This is a genomic window from Xanthomonas arboricola pv. guizotiae, from assembly GCF_002940205.1.
Classification (GTDB): Bacteria; Pseudomonadota; Gammaproteobacteria; order Xanthomonadales; family Xanthomonadaceae; genus Xanthomonas; species Xanthomonas arboricola_C.
On sequence record NZ_MDSK01000019.1, the window covers coordinates 60,150 to 82,328 of the forward strand.

22 protein-coding genes are annotated in these 22,179 nt (G+C 67.7%); 14 read left to right on the forward strand and 8 right to left on the reverse strand.

The window, feature by feature from the left end; translation table 11 throughout:
* Positions 1 to 108 precede the first annotated feature (108 nt).
* The 6 genes from XarbCFBP7408_RS12865 (at position 109) to XarbCFBP7408_RS12890 (ending at position 4,886) form a co-directional block, all read left to right on the forward strand.
* Positions 109 to 471: a hypothetical protein gene (locus tag XarbCFBP7408_RS12865; RefSeq protein ID WP_102251076.1), complete on the forward strand. Its 363-nt coding sequence runs from the start codon at positions 109 to 111 to the stop codon at positions 469 to 471.
* Between the two features lie 3 nt (positions 472 to 474).
* Entirely contained in the window at positions 475 to 963 is a 489-nt protein-coding gene (locus tag XarbCFBP7408_RS12870; protein WP_104563288.1) for a hypothetical protein, read from the forward strand.
* Positions 960 to 1,343: a hypothetical protein gene (locus XarbCFBP7408_RS12875; RefSeq protein WP_104563289.1), complete on the forward strand. Its 384-nt coding sequence runs from the start codon at positions 960 to 962 to the stop codon at positions 1,341 to 1,343. Before XarbCFBP7408_RS12870 ends, XarbCFBP7408_RS12875 begins: the two co-directional genes overlap by 4 nt.
* Positions 1,344 to 1,527: 184 nt before the next feature.
* The gene (locus XarbCFBP7408_RS12880; protein ID WP_104563290.1) at positions 1,528 to 2,634 is read left to right on the forward strand and encodes an AI-2E family transporter; all 1,107 of its coding nucleotides are present in this window, start codon (positions 1,528 to 1,530) and stop codon (positions 2,632 to 2,634) included.
* 100 nt (positions 2,635 to 2,734) lie between these two features.
* Positions 2,735 to 3,472, forward strand: coding sequence for an HAD family hydrolase (locus tag XarbCFBP7408_RS12885; protein WP_104563291.1), 738 nt, complete (start codon positions 2,735 to 2,737; stop codon positions 3,470 to 3,472).
* A 43-nt stretch (positions 3,473 to 3,515) separates the two neighbouring features.
* Positions 3,516 to 4,886: a leucyl aminopeptidase family protein gene (locus XarbCFBP7408_RS12890; RefSeq protein ID WP_104563292.1), complete on the forward strand. Its 1,371-nt coding sequence runs from the start codon at positions 3,516 to 3,518 to the stop codon at positions 4,884 to 4,886.
* Positions 4,887 to 4,942: 56 nt separating this feature from the next.
* Here XarbCFBP7408_RS12890 and XarbCFBP7408_RS12895 read toward each other — a convergent pair whose 3' ends face one another.
* Both XarbCFBP7408_RS12895 and XarbCFBP7408_RS12900 read right to left on the reverse strand, forming a co-directional pair.
* Complete coding sequence (locus XarbCFBP7408_RS12895; RefSeq protein WP_104563293.1) at positions 4,943 to 5,698, reverse strand: anti-sigma factor family protein; 756 nt, start codon at positions 5,696 to 5,698, stop codon at positions 4,943 to 4,945.
* The gene (locus tag XarbCFBP7408_RS12900; protein ID WP_104563294.1) at positions 5,695 to 6,210 is read right to left on the reverse strand and encodes an RNA polymerase sigma factor; all 516 of its coding nucleotides are present in this window, start codon (positions 6,208 to 6,210) and stop codon (positions 5,695 to 5,697) included. The genes XarbCFBP7408_RS12895 and XarbCFBP7408_RS12900 overlap by 4 nt, the downstream gene beginning before the upstream one ends.
* 162 nt (positions 6,211 to 6,372) lie before the next feature.
* Between XarbCFBP7408_RS12900 and XarbCFBP7408_RS12905 the strand changes: the two genes are divergently transcribed.
* Both XarbCFBP7408_RS12905 and XarbCFBP7408_RS12910 read left to right on the forward strand, forming a co-directional pair.
* Positions 6,373 to 7,470, forward strand: coding sequence for a catalase family peroxidase (locus XarbCFBP7408_RS12905; RefSeq protein WP_104563295.1), 1,098 nt, complete (start codon positions 6,373 to 6,375; stop codon positions 7,468 to 7,470).
* Positions 7,467 to 8,009 (forward strand): cytochrome b, encoded by a 543-nt coding sequence (locus tag XarbCFBP7408_RS12910; RefSeq protein WP_104563296.1) that lies wholly within the window; start codon positions 7,467 to 7,469, stop codon positions 8,007 to 8,009. Before XarbCFBP7408_RS12905 ends, XarbCFBP7408_RS12910 begins: the two co-directional genes overlap by 4 nt.
* A 448-nt stretch (positions 8,010 to 8,457) precedes the next feature.
* Here the strand turns inward: XarbCFBP7408_RS12910 and XarbCFBP7408_RS12920 are convergent, their stop codons facing one another.
* From XarbCFBP7408_RS12920 to XarbCFBP7408_RS12930, 3 genes are all read right to left on the reverse strand, one after another.
* Positions 8,458 to 9,246 (reverse strand): ThuA domain-containing protein, encoded by a 789-nt coding sequence (locus XarbCFBP7408_RS12920; RefSeq protein ID WP_104563298.1) that lies wholly within the window; start codon positions 9,244 to 9,246, stop codon positions 8,458 to 8,460.
* 169 nt (positions 9,247 to 9,415) lie between these two features.
* Positions 9,416 to 10,018, reverse strand: a complete 603-nt coding sequence (locus XarbCFBP7408_RS12925) for a response regulator transcription factor (protein WP_016902640.1) — start codon at positions 10,016 to 10,018, stop codon at positions 9,416 to 9,418.
* 91 nt (positions 10,019 to 10,109) lie between these two features.
* The gene (locus XarbCFBP7408_RS12930) at positions 10,110 to 11,297 is read right to left on the reverse strand and encodes a sensor histidine kinase (RefSeq protein WP_065048495.1); all 1,188 of its coding nucleotides are present in this window, start codon (positions 11,295 to 11,297) and stop codon (positions 10,110 to 10,112) included.
* A gap of 291 nt (positions 11,298 to 11,588) precedes the next feature.
* Between XarbCFBP7408_RS12930 and XarbCFBP7408_RS12935 the strand changes: the two genes are divergently transcribed.
* From XarbCFBP7408_RS12935 to XarbCFBP7408_RS12955, 5 genes are all read left to right on the forward strand, one after another.
* On the forward strand, positions 11,589 to 12,833 hold the full coding sequence (locus XarbCFBP7408_RS12935) for an efflux RND transporter periplasmic adaptor subunit (RefSeq protein WP_181106516.1): 1,245 nt from the start codon (positions 11,589 to 11,591) through the stop codon (positions 12,831 to 12,833).
* Positions 12,834 to 12,974: 141 nt separating this feature from the next.
* Positions 12,975 to 13,664 (forward strand): ABC transporter ATP-binding protein, encoded by a 690-nt coding sequence (locus XarbCFBP7408_RS12940; protein WP_104563299.1) that lies wholly within the window; start codon positions 12,975 to 12,977, stop codon positions 13,662 to 13,664.
* A gap of 12 nt (positions 13,665 to 13,676) precedes the next feature.
* Complete coding sequence (locus tag XarbCFBP7408_RS12945; RefSeq protein ID WP_046344898.1) at positions 13,677 to 14,837, forward strand: ABC transporter permease; 1,161 nt, start codon at positions 13,677 to 13,679, stop codon at positions 14,835 to 14,837.
* Between the two features lie 7 nt (positions 14,838 to 14,844).
* Positions 14,845 to 16,170, forward strand: a complete 1,326-nt coding sequence (locus XarbCFBP7408_RS12950; protein WP_429001384.1) for an ABC transporter permease — start codon at positions 14,845 to 14,847, stop codon at positions 16,168 to 16,170.
* A gap of 186 nt (positions 16,171 to 16,356) precedes the next feature.
* On the forward strand, positions 16,357 to 17,472 hold the full coding sequence (locus XarbCFBP7408_RS12955; RefSeq protein WP_104563300.1) for an alpha/beta hydrolase family protein: 1,116 nt from the start codon (positions 16,357 to 16,359) through the stop codon (positions 17,470 to 17,472).
* A gap of 241 nt (positions 17,473 to 17,713) precedes the next feature.
* Here XarbCFBP7408_RS12955 and rarD read toward each other — a convergent pair whose 3' ends face one another.
* Together rarD and yedA are read right to left on the reverse strand one after the other, a co-directional pair.
* Positions 17,714 to 18,625, reverse strand: coding sequence for an EamA family transporter RarD (gene rarD, locus XarbCFBP7408_RS12960; protein ID WP_104563301.1), 912 nt, complete (start codon positions 18,623 to 18,625; stop codon positions 17,714 to 17,716).
* Positions 18,622 to 19,518: a drug/metabolite exporter YedA gene (gene yedA / locus XarbCFBP7408_RS12965; protein WP_104563302.1), complete on the reverse strand. Its 897-nt coding sequence runs from the start codon at positions 19,516 to 19,518 to the stop codon at positions 18,622 to 18,624. Before yedA ends, rarD begins: the two co-directional genes overlap by 4 nt.
* Before the next feature lie 86 nt (positions 19,519 to 19,604).
* On the opposite strand from yedA, the gene XarbCFBP7408_RS12970 reads away from it, so the two are divergent.
* Positions 19,605 to 20,021: a Rap1a/Tai family immunity protein gene (locus XarbCFBP7408_RS12970; protein WP_104563303.1), complete on the forward strand. Its 417-nt coding sequence runs from the start codon at positions 19,605 to 19,607 to the stop codon at positions 20,019 to 20,021.
* Between the two features lie 124 nt (positions 20,022 to 20,145).
* Here the strand turns inward: XarbCFBP7408_RS12970 and XarbCFBP7408_RS12975 are convergent, their stop codons facing one another.
* Positions 20,146 to 21,798 (reverse strand): M28 family metallopeptidase, encoded by a 1,653-nt coding sequence (locus XarbCFBP7408_RS12975; RefSeq protein ID WP_429001385.1) that lies wholly within the window; start codon positions 21,796 to 21,798, stop codon positions 20,146 to 20,148.
* Positions 21,799 to 22,179: the final 381 nt, after the last annotated feature.

The following is a 22,179-nucleotide window of genomic DNA, read 5'->3' on the forward strand; positions in this document are numbered from 1 at the left end:
TGCACTGCCATGGGCGTGCACTAACACCTCCTACACCGCGGCGATGCTATTGCTGCACTCCGCCCGCACGCTGTCGCGGCTGCCATCCATGACCGAAGGAGATATCGCATGAGCCCCACCAATACCGACCAGCTGAAAGAAAATCTGAGCGAAGCCGGCACCCACCTGAAGTCTGCCGCCAGCGCCGCGGGCGAAGCCGTCAAGGGCGCCACCAGCGCCGCAGGCGATGAGCTCAAGCTTGGCCGCGCCAACGTCAAGGCGGAGCTCTCCGACACCGCACTGGCCGGCATGGCGGCTGCCGAGTTCGGCGGTGCCGCTGCCAAGGAGCAGCTCGACGTGCTGGTCAGCAAGGGCAACGACCTGCTGGAAAGCGCCACCGATCTGATCCGCGAGCGTCCGCTGGCTGCATTCGGTGTCGCGTTTGCGACCGGCTGGATCATTGCCAAGCTGGCACGCAGCAACGACAACTAAGTCGTGAGCGATCAGGCCTCTACAGCTGCCGCCTCCGACGCGTCCGACGCGCGCCCGGAAACGCCAGGACTGGACGAAAGCGTACGTGCGGTCGGTGCAGCCGGCGGCGCCACGCTGGGCTCGGCCAAGGACACCAGCCGCGCGTTGCGCCGGCTGGTGTCGGCCGACCTGCAACTGGCACGCAGTGCCTTCGGGCGTGGACTGGCCTGGGCCTGCGTTGCCGTGGTCTTCGGCGCGTCGTCGTGGTTGTTGCTGGCGGGTGCGATCATCGCGCTGCTGCAACGCGCCGGCCTGTCATGGTTCCAGGCGATGTTTTTTACCGCGTTGGCCAGCTTGTTGGTCACCGGTATTGCCGCGTGGCGGGTGTTCTTCTACTTCGACCACACCGGCCTGAATGCAACACGTCGTCAGCTGGTCAAGCTGGGCATCTTCGATGACAGCAGCGACGACGACGATGCCCACGCATCGGCTGCCAATGGAGCACGCACATGAAGTTTGGCACCTTGCGTCAGCGCGTCGAACGCGCCGAATTCCTGGTGGAAGGGCGCGCCCAGGAAACGCGCGCGCATTGGGGACAATTGCGTGCCACCTGGCGTGCCGGGTGGTCACCGTTGCGGATCGTGGTGGTCGGTTTCGGCCTGGGCTTTGTCACCGGCCGCAACGAACCGCAGGCGGCATTGGGCAGCATCGCCAACAAGCTGGGCGGCATCCCGAAGATTCTGCAGATGATCAGCACGATCTCTGCGTTGTTCACCGCACACCGTGCGCAGGAAGCCTCCGAGCAGGCCGAACGCGCCGCAGACAGTGCCGAAGAAGTCGCCGCCGGTCCGCCGGTGACGGTGGTGCAGGCGCCGGTCGACCGCGCTGCATGATGGCGCGTTCCCGAGCATCGCTCGGGACCACGCTGCGGGTACTCGCCGCCTGATGCGCGGCAGAGTCCGCCCTTGACGCTATCAAGGACTGACGCTGCGCGCACGCCCTCTGTGCGCGGCGTTGACGCGTTCGGCCGATAATGGCCCACCGCTGGCAGCACGCCAGTCTGTTGCCAGGGCGCGCATGACTCTTCCCGTCGATTCAATGGATGCTGCCGTTGCGGCAGATTCGCTTCCGCCGCCACCGGCACCGCGCCCACGCGCACCGGTCTCGCTGGTGGTGCTGGCCACGCTTGCGGTGGGTTATACGCTATGGGCTGCACAGACGATCATCCTACCGGTGATGCTGGCGGCCTTCTTCGCCTTGATCGGCAACCCCATCCTGCGCGGCCTGCGCAAGCTGTATATCCCGCGCTTTCTTGGCGCCTTGATGGTGTTGTGCCTGGGCCTGGCCGGTACCGTGACACTGGCCGCGCAGCTGGCCGGACCGGCCGCCGAATGGGTACAGCAAGCGCCGCGGCAAATGCGCCAGATCGCGCGCGACGTGCGCGATTTCACCAAGCCGGTGATGCAGGCCAACCAGGCTGCGGAAAACTTTGCACGCGCGGCCGGCGGCGACGGCCAGCGCAGCGTGCAGATCGTGCGCACGCAGATGGACGACCCCTACAAGGCGCTGGTGCGTACGCCGAAGCTGGCCGCCTCGGTGCTTGCGGTGGTACTGCTGACGTTCTTCTTCATGGTCTACGGCGAAAGCCTGCAACGGCATGCGATCGCCTTGCTGCCTAACCGACAGCAGCAACGCTTCACCACCGAAATCATGCTGGACATCGAGCGCGAGGTCTCGCGCTACGTGCTCACCATCAGCGTGATCAATACGCTGGTCGGGCTGGTCTTCGCCGGCATTCTGTATGTGCTCGAGATTCCGCTGCCCGAAGCGCTGCTGTGGGGCACGGTGGTGGCGCTGCTCAACTTCGCGCCGTATGTGGGCCCGTTGATCGGCGTGATGCTGATGCTGCTGATGGGCTTTGTGGAATTCCGCACCACCTTGTCGGCGATGCTGCCGGCGATCCTGTACCTGGCGCTGCACACCATCGAAGGCCAGGTGGTCACCCCGATCGTGCTCGGCCGCCGCATGGCCATCTCGCCGCTGATGCTGATCCTGGCGCTGATGCTGTTCGGCTGGCTATGGGGCATGGTCGGCCTGCTGCTGGCGGTCCCGCTGCTGGTCTGCATCAAGATGGTGCTGAGCCGGGTGGAGGGAATGCAGCGTTGGGCGCGGCTGTTGGAGTAGCAGGGAATCGGGAGTTGGGAATCGGGAATCGCAAGAGCAGTGGCTGCGCTCTACCCATTCTCGATTCCCGACTCCCCATTCCCGGCATTACAATCTCGCGATGAGCTTCCACATCAGCGCCATCACCCTCGACCTCGACGATACGTTGTGGCCCTTTGCGCCGATCGGGGCGCGGATCGACCAGGTGGTGCACAGCTGGATGCGCCAGCACAGCCCGGTCACCGCCGAGCGGTTTCCGGTGGAGGCGATGCGCGAACTGCGCGAGCGCAGCTTTGCCGACAACCCGCACCTGCACCACGATCTCAGCGCGCTGCGGCGGTTGACGCTGGAAATGGCGCTGCGCGAGAGCGGCGGCGATCTGGCCTTGCTGGAGCCTGCGTACGACGTATTCTACGCCGCGCGCAACCAGGTGGAGTGCTACCCGGATGCACTGGACGCGCTGGCGCGCATCGCCGCGCATGTGCCGGTGGCGGCGCTCAGCAACGGCAATGCCGATCTGCAACGCATCGGGCTGATGCATCACTTCGCGTTTCAGCTGGGTTCGCGCGAACACGGCAGCGCAAAGCCCGACCCGAGCATCTTCCTGGCCGCATGCGCGCGGCTGGATGCACCGCCGGCACAGGTGCTGCATGTGGGCGACCACGTGCACATGGACGTGCTGGGCGCGCTGGATGCCGGGCTGCGCGCCTGCTGGATCAACCGTGATGGAGCGCAGTGGTCGCACCCGACCCAGCAACCGGATCTGGAGTTCGACTCCATGACCGGGCTGGCCGACTGGCTGGACGCGCAGCAGCCGCACCCCGACCCCGCACACGCCGGCATCCGCCTTCCCGCCTGAGCCACTTTTTGCTCGGCGCATGGCGCCGCCTCCGAGGATTTCCATGTCGCAGCTCACCGGTTTTATCGATCCCAACGCCGCAGCCTTGCCGCTGCATGTGCTCGACCGCGAAGGCTTTGCACGTTGGTGCGCCGAGCAGCCCACGCACGTGCTGTCGTGGGCACAGGCGCAACGGTTCGATGCCGCGCCGGGCAGCGTGCTGTTGCTACCGGGCGAACAGGGGCTAGCCGGCGCGGTGCTGGGCATCGGCGACCGCGCCGATGCCTACGCCTACGCGCATGCACCGATGGCGCTGCCGCCGGCCAGCCGCTGGATGCTGGCCAACACGCTGAGCGAGAGCGAACAGGCGCTGCTGCACCTGGGCTGGGGCCTGGGTGCGTACCGCTTCTCGCGCTACCGCAAGGTACCGCGCGCACCGGCCGAACTGGCCGCCACGCCGACACCGCAGACGCGCGCCTTGATCGAGGCCTGCATCCGCGTGCGCGACTGGGTCAATACGCCGACCGAGCACATGGGCCCGCAGCATCTGGAAGAGGCCACGCGCGCACTGGCGCAAACGCACGGCGCCCAGGTCGACGCCATCGTTGGCGAGCAATTGCTGGCGCAGAACTTCCCCACCATCCACGCGGTCGGGCGCGCCTCGCACCGGGCGCCGCGGCTGATCCAGTTGCAATGGGGCGATGCGGCGCATCCGCATCTGGTGCTGGTTGGCAAGGGCGTGTGCTTTGACACCGGCGGGCTGGATCTGAAGCCGGCCGATGGCATGCGCAACATGAAGAAGGATATGGGCGGCGCGGCGCATGCCTTGGCGCTGGCCGGCCTGGTGATGGCGCAGCAGCTGCCGGTACGACTGACCCTGTTGATTGCCGCGGTGGAAAACGCCGTCGGCCCGGATGCGTTCCGCCCGGGCGAAGTCATCACCACCCGCGCCGGCGTCACGGTGGAAGTGGACAACACCGATGCCGAAGGCCGCCTGGTGCTGTGCGATGCACTGAGCTACGCCACCGAGCAGCGCCCCGATCTGATCCTGGATTTCGCAACGCTCACCGGTGCCGCACGCATCGCCTTGGGGCCGGACCTGCCCGCGCTGTTCGCCAACGACGATGCGCTGGCGCAGGCCTGGCTGCGTGCCGGCGAGCAGACCCGCGACCCGGTCTGGCGCATGCCGCTGTGGCGCCCGTATCTGCGTTACCTCAACAGCCATGTCGCCGACATGGCCAACGCCGGCTCGCGCATGGCCGGCGCAGTCACCGCCGCGCTGTACCTGGAGCGCTTTGTCGCGCCGGGCCAGCTATGGGCCCATCTGGACGTGTACGCCTGGAACGACAGCGACCGCCCCGGCCGCCCGGCGGGCGGCGAGGCGCTGGCGCTGCGCTCGGCCTTTGCGATGCTTCAGCAACGCTACGGCGGCTGAGCTCGCCGCGCACGCAACGCGTGCGGGCCATCAACACGCGCCTCAAGTCGCGCCGGTCATCCCTGGCTGCGCAGCAACGGCGCGATCGTGCGCATGCGTGTCTGCGTCGCCGGGCCGACCAGCGCAAACGCGGTCTCGCCTTCGGCCCAGTATTGCGCCAGTAGACGGCCATCGCGCCGTTCGCCGGTAGGCATCGGCCCGCTACGTGGACGCAGATACAGACCGATACGCGCGCCGTCGGCATCGCTGTAGACCAGCATCGCTGCCGCGCCTTCGGGCGTGGAAAGCAGCTGCCCGCCGCGCAGCACATAGCCCTGCGCGCGCAGATCCGGCACCACACCGGCATTGCCGAAATGCGTGCGCAACCACGGCTCCAACTCCGCGCGGCGCCGCACGTCCAACATAACGCCCGGGTGCGCGTCGGTATCGGCAAACAGGCGGTAGGCAGCCACCGCATCGGCCATCGGCACGCGCTGGCTGGCGAACCGGCTCTCGCGCAACTGCCAGCCCAGCCCGGTGCCCAGACCCAGCGCCAGCACGCAGCTGGCGGCCATGGCAGAGATGGCCCGGCGGCGCTGCTGCAGGCCACGGCGAATCGCCGCAGGCGTCAGCGCCAGCGTGGCGATCTCCGGCTCCAGGCCGGCGTGCGCGGCGCGCAGCGCTTCGGCATCGCGTTTCCAGCCGGCCACGCGCGCGGCCTGCGCCGGGTGCGCCTGCAACCAGGCGGCCACCGCTGCGCATTGCTCCGGCTCCAGCCGGCCATCGACATAGGCGTGCAGTGCGTGTTCGTCAGGCGGCGGCGTGCTGCTCATTTCAGGATCCTCAATGCAGGTGCGTGGTTCACATGCCCTTCGTTCAATGCGCGCAGGCGTTCGCGCGCACGCGACAGCCGCGACATCACCGTGCCGATCGGGATGCCGAGGGTGTCGGCCACCTCGCGGTAGCTGAAACCCTCCACGCTGACCAGGAGCAGCAAGGCGCGCTGTTCCGGCGGCAGCAACGCCAGGCTGGCCAGCATGGCGCGGCCGTCGTGCACCTGCTCGGCCGATGCGGACCGGCTGGGCTGCTGCGGCGCGAACAGGCCCACCACGCGCTGCCAGCGCGCCGCGCGGCGCTGCCCGTCCAGAAACTGCCGGTACAGGATGGCGAACAGCCACGGCTGCAGGGCCTCGGCGGTATGGCGGCTGCGCCAACGCCGCAGCGCACGTTCCAGCGTGGCCTGCACCAGGTCGTCGGCGCTGGCGGGCTCGCCGCTCAGCGAGCGCGCGAAGCGACGCAGCGCCGGCAGCACCGCACGCAGTTGGTCATCGTCCAGAGCATCCATCGGCAGGTTTGGTGGTGGCATCACACGGTAGACGCGCTGGAGCGTGGACTATTCCCACGTTCGATGCGCGTGCCGCAACGCCTGGGCGATCACGGGAATAAGTCGGCCTGCACGTCGTCTCACTGCATCGACCACTCACCGCACCGGCCCCTGGAGCCAGCCATGACCTTGCCACCTCCTTCCCCACCGCCACAGCATGGACGCGTTCGCGTGGCGCCCTTGCTGGGGATCGCCGCGATTGCCGGCGGCCTGGCGGTTGCGTTCGCCTGGACCGCCGGCTGGATCGGTGGCGACCGGCTCACCGCCGCGCGCATGACCGACACCATCGAAGCCAGCGGGCCGCCGCATCCGGGCTTTCGCCGCGCGCACACCAAGGGCGTGTGTGTGAGCGGGGAATTCAAGGCCAGCGGCAAGGCCACCTGGCTGTCGTCGGCACGCATCTTCAGCCAGGCCAGCACGCCGGTGCTCGGGCGTCTGTCGATCGGCGGTGGCGACCCGCATGGCGCCGATGGTGCGGCACGCGTACGCAGCATGGCATTGCTGTTGCGCAGCGACGACGGGCAGGAATGGCGCACCGCGATGAACAGTTTTCCGTTCTTCGTGGTGGCCACGCCGGCCGGTTTCCAGGCATTGAACGTGGCCTCCAGGCCGGACCCGGCCACCGGCAAGCCCGACCCGGCCAAGCTGGCCGCGTTCGGCAAGCAGTATCCGGAAGCAGCCAAGTTCGAGCAGTGGGCCAAGACCGCACCGTGGTCCAACAGCTGGGCCAACACGCAATACAACGGGGTGAATGCGTTCCGCGCGATTGCCGCCGATGGACGCGAGCGCTACATCCGCTGGTCGATGCGTCCGCATACCCCGTTCCAGGAACTCAGTGCTGAACAGCGCGCGCAGGCCGATGGCGATTTTCTCGCCACCGATCTGGACACGCGCCTGGCGCAGGGGCCGCTGCGCTGGGACCTGGTGCTGACCATGGCCGAGCCGGGCGATGCGGTGGACGATCCCTCGCAGCCGTGGCCGGAAGGCCGCAAGCAGATCGTCGCCGGCACGGTGTCGATCGACCACGCCGAGCCGCAGGCCACCGGCCCGTGCCGCGACCTGAACTACGACCCGCTGATCCTGCCCAAGGGCATCGCCGGATCCAACGACCCGATCCTGGCGGCGCGTTCGTCGGTGTATGCGCAATCGTTCAACCGGCGCGAGCACGAGATCGCCAATGGCACGGGCAGCGCCGCCACCGGCAAGGGAGGACGCCAATGAGCAGCCATACCCACTTCAACTTGCCCGCACGCGTGCTGCATTGGTTGATGGCCGCGATGATCCTGACCATGCTGTTCGTCGGCGTGGGCATGGTGGCGTCGGTGACGCAGCGGCCGTGGTTGATCGATCTGCATCGCCCCTTGGGCATTGCGATCCTGATCCTGGCGGTGCTGCGCCTGATCAATCGCCTGCGCAACCGCCCGCCGCCGCTGCCGGCCGACCTGCCGGCCTGGCAGAAGGCCGCGGCGACCGCTTCGCACTGGTTGTTGTATGCGCTGATGCTGGGCATGCCGTTGATCGGCTGGGCGATGCTGTCGGCCGGCGCTTATCCGGTCGTGCTGTGGCCGGGTGCCCAGTTGCCGCCGATCGCGCCGCATGACCCAGCACTCTACGCCTGGTTGCGCAGCGCGCACGGCTGGTTGGCGTACCTGTTGTTCGCCACCGTGCTGGGCCATCTGAGCGCGGCGCTGTTCCATGCCTGGGTACGCCGCGATGGCGTGTTTTCCAGCATGGCGCGTGGCGGGCGGTCTGCGCGTTGATGGATGGGTGTCGGCTCCCTTCTCCCCTCGGGAGAAGGTGCCCCGCAGGGGCGGATGCGGGTGCGGGCGAAGCATCGGGTTGACCACCGTCTAGAATGGCGTTGCCGCGTACCCTCACCCCAACCCCGGCTCCGCGCCCCGGCCCGCGTTTGCGACGCGGGCGCTCCAAGGCACGCGCGCCAGTGGCGCGCAAACCGTGCCTTCTCGCCCCGCAGGGAGAGGGGCTTTGGTTTCCCTTCTCCCGTCGGGAGAAGGTGCCCCGCAGGGGCGGATGGGGGTGCGGGCGAAGCATCGGGTTCGCCGCCGTCTGGAGTGGCGTTGCCGCGTACCCTCACCCCAACCCCGGCTCCGCGCCCCGGCCCGCGTTTGCGACGCGGGCGCTCCAAGGCACGCGCGCCAGTGGCGCGCAAACCGTGCCTTCTCGCCCCGCAGGGAGAGGGGCTAGTGCTTAACGCTGGCGTTTTGACTTGGCCGCTGGCGCGGATGCTTCGATGCCCTTGCCGGTGGCGGCCCAGTAAATCCCGCCGTACAGATGCTCAAGATAACGTGGGTCGTTGTAGGCCTCGGCCAGGTGGCCGAGCGCGGTGGCGAACACGCGGCCGCCTTCGAAGTGGTGGTACCAGGCCACCGGGTGCTGCTTGCCCATGCCCTTGGCGACCTGGCCCGGCCAGATCAGCGTGGGGTCGTAGCTGGTTTCGTCCACCGTCATCAGCGTGACCAGGTCGTCGCTGTACGGCGGATCGTATTCGTACCATTCGTCGGTCCACACCCAGCGCGCGGGCAGGCCGGCAGTGGCCGGGAAGTTGGCGTCCACCACGTCGACCATCGCGGTCTGCATGTACGGATGGGTGCGGAACGAGCGGCCGATCAGGTGGTCGTACCATTCCCAGTCACCGCGCTTGATCGCAAACGCCTTGTGCACCGCCACCACGCCGCCGCCGTTGCGCACGTAGGTCTGAAAGTTCGCACGCTGCGTGGGATCCAGATCGGTGGCCGGCGTATTGAGCAGCACGATCGCCGCATATTGCGATAGATCGCCATCGAAGGCCTTGGCATTCCACGCCCACACCACCTCGACATAATGCTTGCGCGCCATCGCTTCGAACTGCGGCTTGGCGACCGGGATATAGTCGTGGTGATACTGGTTGGGAATCGCCGCCACCAGGATCTTGAACTGCTCGGCAGACGCGTTGCATGCGCACACCATCAGCAGGCCCAACAGCCACAGGGATTTCATGCCGTTCGCTCGCAGGGATCGTTCTGGCCCGGCAGTGTACCCGCGCCTGCAGGGCATGCTTTTCGCCTTATTTGGAATAGCTGTTCGCTGCGGCAGTGCACATCCGATGCGCAGCCCATGCCACCCCGTGCTGCGCCCGCTGACAACGCAACGCGCCTGCCTCACTGGTTCACAGCCAGCCTTTCTGCCGCGCCAGCCGATACGCTTCGATGCGATTGGCCACGCCCAGCTTGCCGATGCATTCGGACAGGTAATTGCGCACCGTGCCATGCGACAACTGCAACTGCTGCGCGATCTCGCTGGCCGAGCGACCTTCGCCGGCCAGCCGCAACACCGTGCGCTCGCGCTCGCTCAAGGGATCAGCTTCGACCCAGGCGTCCAGCGCCAGTTGCGGGTCGATCACCCGCCCGCCACGCTGCACCTGACGCAGGGCGCCGACCAGTTGTTCGGCCGGCGCGTCCTTGAGCAGATACGCCGCCACACCGGCATCCAGCGCGCGGCGTAGAAATCCCGGGCGGGCGAAGGTGGTGACGATCATCACCCGCAGCGGCAGTGCCTGGCGCTGGATGCGCTGGGCCAGCTCTAAACCGGTCAGGCCAGGCATTTCGATATCGGTGATCAGCACGTCCGGCTGCAGGCGTTGCAGCTCGCGCCAGGCAGTTTCGCCATCGCCTGCGCTGCCGACCACCTCGATATCGTCTTCCAGCCCAAGCAAGGCGACCAACGCGCCACGCAGCAGCGCCTGGTCTTCGGCCAACAACACCCGGATCATCGCGCGCGCTCATATGCAGACAACGGTGGCGCACGATAGCAGCGCTTGGGCCCGCCGTGCATTGCGTGCAATGCGGTGGACGTGTGCGCGATCAGCGCGACGGTGGCAGCAGCGGCACCGGCAAGGGCGGCTGCGCCGTCGCCAGCGTGGGCTGCGGCAACGGCACGCTGGCGCGCAGGCGCATGCCGCGCGGCAGCGCTTCCACTTCCAGCGCGCCGCCCAGGCCGTGCAGGCGTGTGCGCATGCCGTCCAGGCCATTGCCGGGCACGATCACCCCGCCACGCCCATCGTCGCTGATGTCCAGCACCGCCTGCTCGCCCTGCGCGCGCAGGCTCACGCGCATCCGCCTGGCCTGCGCATGCCGTTGCACATTGGTGGCCGCTTCGCGCACCACCAGTGCCAGTGCGGTTTCGTGTTCGGGCGGCAAGGCCAGCGTTTCCAGTGCGTGTTCCAGCACGATGCCGTCCATCTCCAGCAACACCCGCGCCGACGCCAGCTCGGCCACCAGCCCGGCGGCGCGAATGCCGGTGACCGCACGCCGCACCTGCGCCAGGGCGTCGCGCGAGATCTGCGCCACCGCATCGATCTCGCCGCGCGCGGCCTGCGGATCGCGCGCGATCAGGCGCGCGGCCAGATCGGACTTGAGTGCCACCAGCGACAAGGTGTGGCCGAGCAGATCGTGCAGGTCGCGGCCGATGCGTTCGCGCTCGGCGGTGGCGGCCAGCCGGCGCACTTCGTCCTGCGACAGGCGCAGCAACGCGTCCTTGCGTTCGTTGATGCTGTACACCGCACCGACACCGGCCATGCCCAGCACCGACACCGGCAGCCACACCAGCGATTGCAGGCGCATTCCCAGCCAGTGCGCCCAGCCCAGGTAGAGCACGTTCATCACCACCAGCATCGCGAAGTGCCGCCACAGGGCCTGCCGTGTGGACGGGGGCAGGCTCAGGCAGGCGAAGACGAAATAGCTGATCCCCGAGGGATACACCGGCAGCAACGCGGCACTGAGCACACCCATCGCCCAGGCGTAGCGATACAGGGTGCCGCGTGGCGCCAGCAACATGCGCGCATACAGCAGCAGGAAGACCGGATACGACAGCAGGGTGCACAGCAGCCAGGTGCTGTCGTACCCCCGCGGGGAAAACACCGGCACCACGAACACCCAGCTCGACCACAGCAGATGTACGCCATCCATCCACGGCGACTGGCCCTGCGCCAGCCGCGCGGCAACCTGCGAATTGGCGGCGGGACGAAGCCAGGCGGGTAACGACACGCGCATCGGGGTGGGTCCATGTGGGTGATCGGATTCTGCCACTGCCGGACCCGACCGGGCGCCCGATGCTGCAGCCTCGCCCATCCTGAAGGGCGCGGCCAGTTGCCGCTGTCATGCACGGCAGGTGACAGCTGTCACTGGTGGATGCCGCCATCGCGGTCGCATGCTGCGCAGCACCTGGCAGCAGCGTTGGTCGCGCTACCGTTCGTCGCCGCAACCGCATTGGTGACTTCCGGCAGCTTGCGGCGCCGCCCGCGGCCGGTCACATTTTCGCGCAGCATCCCGTCCTGGTCATCGATGAATACTTCCGCCGATCTGCTCAAGCAACTCCGCATCGACCGCCAGCGTCCTGCCGCCCCCGAACCTGCACGGCGCGGCGGCTGGATCATCGCCGCCGTGATCGTCATCGTGCTGCTGGCGGCCGCGGCGTGGTGGTTCACCCGTCGCCCGGTGGCGAAGGTACAGACCGCAGCGGTGGTGGCGATCAGCGCCGGCAGCAGCAGTGCCTCGGTGCTGGACGCATCGGGCTACGTGGTGGCGCGGCGCATGGCCACGGTGTCGGCGCAGGTCACCGGCAAGGTGCGCGAGGTGATGATCGAAGAAGGCATGCGCGTCGAACAAGGCCAGGTGATGGCCACGCTGGACCCGCTGGATGCCGATGCGCAGCGCACGCTGTCGGCATCGCAGCTGTCGGCCGCACGCAGCCAGGTCGACAACATGCAGGCGCAACTGGCAGTGGCCAATGCCGATGCGGCGCGGCTGCAATCGCTGGTCGGTGCGCAACTGGTGTCGCGCTCGCAGTACGAGCAGGCCACCGCACAGCGCGATGCCTTGCGCGCACAGCTGCAGAATGCGCAACGCAATGTGCGCGTGGCATCGGACCAGCTGGCGATCTCGGCAATCCGCTCGGACTTCAACGTGGTGCGTGCGCCGTTTGCCGGCGTGGTCACCGCCAAGGCCGCGCAGCCCGGCGAAATCGTCTCGCCGCTGTCGGCCGGCGGCGGCTTCACCCGCACCGGCATCGGCACCATCGTGGACATGGAATCGCTGGAGATCGAAGTGGAAGTGGGCGAGTCCTACATCGGCCGCGTGCAGCCGAAGATGCCGGTGGAAGCGGTGCTCAACGCGTACCCGGAATGGAAGATTCCCGGCGAGGTGATCGCCATCATTCCCACTGCCGACCGCGGCAAGGCCACGGTGAAGGTGCGCGTGGCGCTCAAGCTCAAGGACCCGCGCATCGTGCCGGAGATGGGCGTGCGGGTGAGCTTTCTGGAACGGGCCAATACGCAGGAGGCCAGCAAGCCGCAGGGCGTGCGCGTGCCGGCTGCGGCACTGGTCGAACGCGACACGCGCACGGTCGCGTTCGTGGTCGGCGAGCGCAACACCGTCAGCATGAAGACGGTCACTCCCGGGATGGTGATGGGCGAGGACCGCCAGGTGGTGTCGGGTTTGCGTGCGGGCGACAGTGTGGTGCTGGATCCGCCAAAAGGCCTGAAAGACGGCGACACGGTGGCCGAAGCCGACGCGGCCGCTGCCGAGTAACTCTGCCGGTAACTGCAGTCACCAGGTGGGCAGCGCCGCCGCTTTGGGGTGTGGCCGTGTTGCCGTGTTGCCGCCTCATGCGATCGCAGTCGCCATGCCGCATCGCGCTTGCCTCTTTCCATTACACCGTCAGGAGTCGCCATGACCGCTCTCGTCAGCTTGCGCAACATCACCAAGACCTACCAACGCGGCCCCGAGCAGGTGCAGGTGCTGCACGGCATCGACCTGGAGATCGCCAGCGGCGACTTCGTCGCGTTGATGGGTCCGTCCGGCTCGGGCAAGACCACCTTGCTCAATCTGATCGGCGGGCTGGACAACCCCAGCGGTGGCGAGATCGAGATCCAGGGCGAGCGCATCGACCGCATGAGCGGCGGCCAGCTCGCGACCTGGCGCAGTCACAACGTCGGCTTCGTGTTCCAGTTCTACAACCTGATGCCGATGCTCACCGCGCAAAAGAACGTGGAGCTGCCGTTGCTGCTCACCGCGCTCAACGCCGCGCAACGCAAGCGCAATGCGGAAATCGCCCTGACCCTGGTCGGCCTGCAGGAACGCCGCAACCACAAGCCCAGCGAACTGTCCGGCGGCCAGCAGCAGCGCGTGGCGATTGCACGCGCGATCGTGTCCGACCCCACGTTCCTGATCTGCGACGAACCCACCGGCGATCTGGACCGCCATAACGCCGAGGAGATCCTGCGCCTGCTGCAGGAACTCAATCGCGAACACGGCAAGACCATCGTGATGGTGACCCACGACCCCAAGGCCGCCGAGTACGCCACCCATACCATCCATCTGGACAAGGGCGAGCTGGCCGATGCGCCGCTCGTGCTCTAAGGGAGTGCTGCCATGAAGTATCTCTGGCTGGTGTGGGCGCAGTTGTTCCGCAGCAAGACCCGCACCTTGTTGACCTTGCTGTCGGTGGTGGCGGCGTTCCTGCTGTTCGGCATGCTCGATTCGGTGCGCGTGGCCTTCACCTCCGGCGGCAGCGTCAGCGGCGTGAACCGCCTGGTGGTGGCCTCGCGCCTGTCAATCACCCAATCGCTGCCGATCAGCCTGGAGCCGCAGATCCGCAGCGTGCCGGGCGTGCGCGATGTGACCTCGGCGATGTGGTTCGGCGGCATCTACCGCGACCCGAAGAATTTCTTCCCGAACTTTTCGGTAGCGCCCAATTTCTTCGACGTCTACAGCGAGTACGAGCTGCCCAAGGAACAGCTCAAGGCGTTCCAGACCACGCGCACCGGCGCCATCGTCGGCGAGACCCTGGCCAAGGCCAATGGCTGGAAGATCGGCGACACCATTCCGCTGCAGGCCACCATCTTCCCGCGTGGCGGCAGCAACGACTGGCCGCTGCAACTGGTGGGCATCTTCCGCATGAAGGACCGCGCGGTGGCGGCCAACCAGGAACGCCAGTTGATGATGAACTGGAAATACTTCGACGAGTCCAACGACTACATCAAGAGCAGGGTCAGCTGGTACACGGTGACGTTGCGCAACGCCGACCAGGCCTCGCGTGTGGCGCAGGCGATCGACGCGTTGTCGGCCAACTCCGATCATGAAACCAAGTCGCAGACCGAATCGGCGTTCCAGCAGGCCTTCATCAAACAGTTCGCCGATATCGGCCTGATCGTCACCTCGATCATGGCCGCGGTGTTCTTCACCTTGCTGCTGCTGACCGGCAACACCATGGCGCAGGCGGTGCGCGAGCGCATACCGGAGCTGGCCACGCTCAAGACGCTGGGCTTTCAGGACCGCACCGTGTTGAGTCTGGTGATGGTGGAGTCGGTGCTGTTGATCGGCCTGGGCGGGTTGATCGGCATGGGTCTGGCGTCGCTGGTGATCCCGCTGGTGGCCGCACGCAGCGGCGGGGTCATGCCGGTGCAGGGCGTGCCGCTGCAGACCTGGTTGGTCGGGCTGGGCCTGATGGCCGGCATCGGCATCGTGGTGGGTGTGCTGCCGGCGCGACGCGCGCAGCGCTTGAAGATCGTCGATGCCCTCGCCGGCCGCTGACAGGAGCATGCAGATGCAAACCCAATGGAAGAACCGTCTGGTCAACCTGCTGTCGGTCGTGTCGCTGGCCGTCGGGTTGGCCGTGTGGATCGCGCTGCCGTGGATCGGCGTGCTGGTCGCCGCCGCCTTGCTGGCGGTGTGGCTGGTTGTCACGCGCAGCGGCCGGCTGTCACTGGCCGCTGCACGTATCGGCATCGCCACGCTGCCGCAACGCTGGGGTGCCAGCTCGGTGATCGTGGTCGGCATCGCCGGTGTGGTCGGCGTGCTGGTGGCGATGCTGGCGATGGGCCAGGGCTTCCAGGCCACGCTCAACAGCACCGGCGACGACACCACCGCGATTGTTCTGCGCGGCGGCTCGCAAGCCGAAACCAATTCGGTGATCACCCGCGACCTGGTACCGCTGATCGGCAGCCTGCCCGGCATCGCCGCCGATGCCAACGGCCGCCCGATGCTGTCGCCGGAACTCTCGCAGGTGGTCAACATCGCCTCCAGATCCGATGGCACCGACGTCAACGCGCAGTTGCGTGGCGTGGGCGAGCAGGCCTGGGCGGTGCACGACAAACTCAGGCTGGTGCAGGGCCGGCGCTTCACCCCCGGCCTGCGCGAGATCGTGGTCGGCAAGGGCGCGTTGACTCAGTTCCGCGGACTGCAGCTGGGCAGGACGCTCACCCTCGGCAGCCAGCAATGGACCGTGGTCGGCGTGTTCGCCTCCGGCGATGCGCACGATTCGGAGCTGTGGACCGATGCGCAGACGCTGGCCACCACCTACAACCGCAGCGCCTACCAGTCGATCAGCGTGCGCACTACCGGCAAGGCCGGTTTCAGCCAGTTCAAGACCGCCATGGCCGCCGATCCGCGGCTCAAGCTGGATGTGGAAACCACCCGTGCCTACTACGGCAAACAGGGCGGTGGCCTGAACAGGTTGATCAGCATCCTGGGCACGGTGATCGGCGCGATCATGGCGGTCGGCGCGGTGTTCGGCGCGCTCAACACCATGTATGCGGCGGTGGCCACGCGCGCGCGCGAGATCGCCACGATGCGTGCGATCGGTTTCCGCGGCACGCCGGTGATCATGGCGCTGATGCTGGAGACCATGCTGCTGGCGCTGCTCGGCGGCTTGCTCGGTGGCCTGATCGCCTGGGCCATCTTCAATGGTTACAGCGTGTCCACGCTGGGCAGCAACTTCAGCCAGATCGTGTTCCAGTTCAAGGTCTCGCCGGAGCTGTTGTGGAGCGGGCTCAAATGGGCGCTGGGCATTGGCCTGGTCGGCGGGCTGTTCCCGGCCTTGCGGGCGGCGCGGTTGCCGATTACGACCGCATTGCGTGAGGTGTAGCGCGGGCCTTGGCCCGCCGGGAATCGGGAATCGGAAGTGGGGATTGGTGACAGCCAAAGCGGAGCAAGTGCGCTGCTGCGGCTGAACGCAGTGCGGGCTGTCATCGTTTTGTCACTGCACGGCGGTAGATGCGCGGGTCGGGCAGGCCGTAGGCTGCCCGGCCGTTGCATCCATCGATCTTCGCCCATGACGCGCCTGATTCTGCTGGCCTGCGCCTGCCTGTGGCTGGCCGGCTGTTCCTCGTCCTCCACCTCGCTCAGCGAGCGCCTGGTTGCGCCCGGCGGCACCTCGCCACTGCTGGACGAGGAGCGCATTGCCGCCACCATCGCCACGGTGCCCAACCGCAGCGGGCATGTGGTCACGCGCGATCAGGTGCCGATCTTCTGGCGTGCGATCGACCCCGGCCAGTACGCCATGCAGTATCGCTACGTGGGTCAGCGCGACGATCCGGCGCATGCGCTGGATGTCGATTTCAGTTTCAAGGTGCCCACCACGGCCCCACCGACGCCGCGCGGCACCGTGGTGGTGTTGCATGGCTGGATGATGGATGGCGATTCGCTGCTGCCCTGGTCGTTGCAGCTCGCACAGGCAGGCTACCGGGTGATCACCATCGACCTGCGCAACCACGGCCATTCCGGCGGTGGTCTGTCCGGCTACGGGACGCGCGAATCCAACGACGTGATCGACGTGCTCGATGCGCTGCAACCGCGTGGCGAGATCCGTGGCCCGCTGTACCTGTTCGGCATTTCCTACGGCGCCGCCACCGCGCTGTTCACCGCCGACAAGCTCGGGCCGCGCGTGACCGGCGTGGTGGCGATGGAATCCTTCGCCAACGCCGGGCGCGGCATTCGCGACATGGTCCCGCACCTGCTCGCCAGCCAACCGAATGGCTGGCGTGGGCAGGCGGTGGCCGCGTATGCGCGCTGGCGCTATGCCGACCAGGATATCGATGCGGTGATCGCCGCCGCCGACCGCCAGCTGCAGCTGGACCTGGACCACGTCGATGTCACGCAGGCCTTGGCCGACACGCGCAGCTGCGTGCTGCTGGTGCATGGCGATGCCGATCAGCACATCCCGGTCGCGCATGGGCGTGCGCTGGCGCTGGCCAGCCCGCGCGCGCACTACGTCGAGCTGCCTGGCGAAACCCATCTGAGCCTGCCGCTGCGGCTGGATCTGCTGGGTGGGCCGATCGACCAGTGGCTGGCGCAGACGCAACAGGATCCAGGCCACTGCCCCGCACCGCAGGCACTGCCGACCTCCACGCTGGCAGTGGCGCCACCGGCGTTGGCGCCGCGCGGCTGAGAGCGGTGGACGAAGGTCGCGAACGGTCGTCAGGCGGGAGCGGACCGCGCGTTCCGAAACGGTGGGTCTGAATGACATGCCGATGACTGCACCCGCACCGCGGTGAACGCAGTCGTCTGTTGCTCGCCCTGAATCCAGGCAGGAGCTGCGCAACGGCAGGCTGTCGAAGCGCGCACCGCGCTGCTGCCCACCGCGCAACGCAGCCGCTGCGCGATTGCCCGGATCGCGCAGCGGCCGATGCTTAAGGCGTCACCACCACCGGCCGCCGCTGCCGCCACAGGCTATCGCCGACGAACAGCAGCAGCCCCACCCAGATCGCGGCAAATCCGATCGCGCGCCCCTGATCGAACGGCTCGTGGAAGAACCACACGCCCAGCAGCAACTGCAGGCTCGGCGCGATGTATTGCAGGATGCCCACCAGCGACAGCGGAATCCGCCGCACGCCATACGCAAACCCGATCAGCGGCACCGCGGTCAGCACGCCGCCCAAGATCAGCAGCAGATCGGTACGCAGGTCCCAACCGCTCAGGAAGGCGCCGCCATGGCCCTGCTCGCCCCAGCCCGCCAGCAGCAGCGCCGGCACGAACAGGTACACGCTTTCCACGCCCAGCCCGGCCACCGGATCCACCGCCACCAGCTTGCGCAGCAGGCCGTAGGCACCGAACGAGAACGCCAGCCCCAGCGCGATCCACGGCGGCGCACCGGCATCCAGGGTCAGCCACAGCACGCCCACCGCCGCACACACCACCGCCACCCACTGGATGCGCTGCAGGCGTTCCTGCAGCACCAGCACGCCCAGCAACACGCTCAGCAGCGGATTGATGAAATAGCCCAGGCTGGCCTCGATCACATGCCCGGCGTTGATCGCCCAGATATACAGGCCCCAGTTGAACGCAATCGCCACGCTGCTGCCGGCCAGCATCCATAGCGCGCGCGGCTGCGCGGCGATGGCGCGCCACCAGCGCAGGCCCGAGGTGGCCAGCAACCACGCCACCACCAGCAGCGCGCTCCAGACGATGCGGTGCGCGATGATCTGCAGCGACGGCACCGCCTTGAGCAGGTGCCAGTACAGCGGCACCAGGCCCCAGATCACGAAGGTCGATGCGGTGATCAACAGCCCGCGACGCGCCTCGGTCGGCGAGACCGCCGTCATCGCCGCGCCTTGGCCAGGGTGACCACCAGCACGCCCGCCAGGATCACCGCCATTGCGCCGATATCGTGCGTAGTGAAACGCTCATGCCCCAGCCACGCGCCCAGCGCCACCGCGATCACCGGGTTGACGTAGGCGTAGCTGCCGGCCAGCGCCGGGCGCACGTGATGCAGCAGCCACACGTAGGCGGTGAATGCCACGATCGAGCCGAACACGCACAGGTAGGCCACGGCCAGCAGCCCCTGCGAGGTCGGCAGGCTCTGTGGGCGCTCGCCGATCAGCAGGCCGGTGCTGACCAGCAACACGCCGCCGCACAGCATCTGCCCGGCGGCCGTCATGAACGGCGACGGCAGGTCGCGTCCGCGCGACCACACCGAGCCGAAGGCCCAGCCGATCGGCGCGATCAGCAACAACACCAGCCCGGCCGGCGTGGCGGTCAGGCTGCTGCCGGCGTTGAGCCAGACCACGCCCAGAAAGCCGATCACGATACCCAGCCATTCGCCACCGCTGGCGTGCTGCCCGCGCAAGGCGCCGAACAAGGCCATCCACAGCGGCACCGATGCCACCGAGGTGGCGGCCAGGCCGGACGACACGCTGCGCTCGGCCAGCACCACCATGCCGTTGCCCAGCAGCAACAGGGCCGCGCCCATCATCGCTACGTTCTTCCATTGCGCGCGCGTCGGCGCAGCCATCCCGCGCCAGCGCAGTAGCGCATACAGCAGCGTGCCGGCCACGATGAAGCGCGCCCCGGACACCATGGTCAGCGGCAGCGCGCCGCCTTCCAACGCAAAGCGGATCGCCAGATAGGTCGAGCCCCAGACCACATAGACCAGCAACAACGCGATAACGACCAGGCCGCTGCGCGCAGGCGCTACAGCATCGTGTGAAGAGGACATCGAAGATTGCCAAATACAGCGGAAGCTTCAATTCTAGATCACCTGCCCACGCCAACGTCGTACGCCTCTCGGGCGCCTGCCGCGGTATGGTGCGCATTGATCCCCGGCCCGGAGTGCATATGCAGCGTCGCGTCCCCTGGTTGATGTCGGCCGCCCTGACCGTGCTGTCGGCCAGTGCATTGGCACGCGTGCCCGAACCCTGGGAGCCCAGCGGGCGCAAACTCCTCGAGGCCGGGCTGGACGGTTCGTTGGCGCCGGAGATCGCGCCCGAACAAACCGAGCTCAAGGTCATGCTCTCGGCGAACCGCGCCGGCGCTTACCTGCTCGGCGTCGCCAGCAGCAGCTACCGCACGCAATGGTGCATGCCGGCCGGCAAGAGCGGCCCGCCGGACATGCAGGCGATCATCAGCGATATCGGCGCGCTACCCGATGCGCGCCTGGACGAGGCCGCACCCGCATTGATCGTGCAGGCGCTGGCCAAGCGCTACCCGTGCCGCAAATAGGCGGCGCGGTCGCCGCAGGCCGGCTCGACCAACCGCCACGCAATGGCCGGATGCACTGACGTTCGCCTCGCCGATCGCCCGACGCCCGGGCTCGAAAGCAGCAGGCGTTTGCACATCGCCGGCCCTACTTGCGCACGGCATCGCTGCTGGCGCGGATCGCCTTGAACTCCGAACCGTCCTGCCAGCTCGGCCACTGCCGGCCGTTGGCCAGCGCCACGCCGACGTCGTAGACCAGGGTGGTGTCGGCCGCGTGGCCGCTGGCATCCCATTGCGGTGTCCAGCGATCGCAGGGCTGGTGATAGCACTCGGCAAAATACGTGTCGCGCAGCGCCTTGCCGGCCGCCACGCCGCCGTCGAGCATGTCCAGCCCGGGACCGGCGGTGATCGCCGGCACGCCCATGCGCGCAAAGGCGAAATGGTCGGCGCGGTAGAAGAAGCCCGCTTCCAGATTCGGGTCCGGCGAATAGCTGCGGCCGCGCGCCTTGGCCGCGGTTTCCAGATCGCCTTCCAGCGACACCCGTCCGCGTCCCCACGAGGCGATATCGCGGGTGGGGCCATCGGGGCTGAACATCTCCATGTTGAGCACCGCCACGGTCTTGTCCAGCGGTGCCAGCGGATGCGCGGCGTAATAGTTGGCGCCGAGCAGGCCCTTCTCTTCCGCCGTCAACGCGATGAAATACAGCGTGCGCTGCGGTTTGGGGCCGGCTGCGAACACGCGCGCCAGTTCCAGCACGCTGGCCACGCCGGTGGCGTTGTCCACCGCGCCACGCCGCACCGTGTCGCCGCCGGCATCGGCCTTGCCCACGCCGAACGCATCCCAGTGCGCGGAGAAGATCACCGTCTCGTCCGGATGCTGGCTGCCGGTGAGCTTGGCCACCACGTTGTGCGTGACCACGCGCTCGCGCTTGAGCTTGAAGTCCACCGACAGCGTCGCATCGCCCAACGCCACCGGGGCGAAGTCGCGCTGCTGCGCGCGCAGCTTGGCCTGCGCAAAATCCAGCCCGGCGCGCTGGAACAGCGACACCGCCAACGCCTGCTGCATCCAGCCACGCACCGGCACATGCTGCGCCTTCGCATCGGCATCGCTGCGTTCGATATCGAACAACGGCGACAGGCCCGAACTCTGCACCGTCGCCCAGCCGTACGCGGCCGGCGCGGTCTCGTGCACGATCAACACGCCGGCGGCACCACGACGCGCGGCCTCTTCGTACTTGTAGGTCCAGCGGCCGTAGTAAGTCACCGCCTTGCCATCGAAGGCGCCAGGCTGGCTGGATTCGAAATCGGCATCGTTGATCAGCACCACCGCGATCTTGCCGCGCAGGTCCACGCCCTTGTAGTCGTCCCACTGCCGCTCCGGCGCACTGATGCCGTAGCCCACGAACACCAGCGGTGCATGCTTCAAGCGCACCGCGTCCTGCGGACGCAGGCTCTGCAAGGTCACATCGCTGCCATTGACCAGCGTCTGGGTCTTGCCGCCGACACGCAGGCTGGCACGCACCGGGCCATCGACCTGGGCGCGTACCAACGGCACCGCCTGGGTCCAACCGCCCTGCTCGCCACCCGGCTGCAGGCCGCCAGCCTTGAACTGCTCGACCAGGTAATCGACCGTGCGCTGCTCGCCGGCACTGGCCGGCGCACGGCCCTCGAACTCGTCCGAGGCCAGCAGGCGCACATGCCGCGACAACGCTTCGGCATCGATGCCGCCACCGGGCAGATCGTTGGCGGCCTGCGCCACGCCCCCTACGAACAGGCAGGCGGACAACAACAGGATGCGCATCGGGTTCACGGCATGGCCTTGCAACTGATAGATGACACACAGTTTACAAGCGCGCGGCCGCCACGGGAGCGCTTTGAGCCGCGTTGGCAGGCGCGATGTCTTCTTTTCTAGCAGGCCCCTTGGGCTGCATGGATGCTGCCATGGAGCTGCATGGGGTACGGAATGTCATGCGCGTGGTGATGGCATCGCGCTTTCGACTCACTGGGCTTTTTGAACCGAGACTCTTTTCGCGCCTAAACGCGGCTACGGTTCAATGTCTCGATTGCTTTGCCGTTGTTTTTCCGGGGCCTGTGCAGTGCGGCCAGATCAGTTGCGGGGCGGCGGATCTGCGGCTTGGCTGCAAGGTCCTTGCCCGCCCACCATCGCGGGACACGCCGCAAG